Source organism: Streptomyces sp. NRRL B-3229 (assembly GCF_000719505.1).
Lineage (GTDB): Bacteria > Actinomycetota > Actinomycetes > Streptomycetales > Streptomycetaceae > Streptomyces > Streptomyces griseorubiginosus.
On record NZ_JOGP01000139.1, the window covers coordinates 1 to 319 of the forward strand.

Genomic DNA, 319 nt, shown 5'->3' on the forward strand with positions numbered 1-319 from the left:
CGACGGGGCCTCGGTGCCCGAGTTCGGTGACGGCTCGGAGTCCCCGATGGGCGGCCCGGTCTACCGCTACGACGCCCGCAACGACAACCCGGCCAAGTTCCCGAAGGAGTACGACGGCGACTTCTTCGCGGGCGAGTTCGGCCGCAAGTGGATCAAGCGGATCGAGCAGGACCGCAACGGCGAGGTCACCAAGATCAACGACTTCCCCTGGACCGGTACCCAGGTCATGGACATGGACTTCGGCCCCGACGGCGCGCTCTACGTCCTCGACTACGGCACCGGCTACTTCAACGGCGACGAGAACTCCGCGCTCTACCGC

Annotated in this window: 1 pseudogene; it reads left to right on the forward strand. The window is 66.8% G+C overall.

Features of this window, described 5'->3' with window-relative positions:
* Nucleotides 1-319: pseudogene (locus tag IF54_RS40280) on the forward strand (glycosyl hydrolase); the annotation flags it as partial.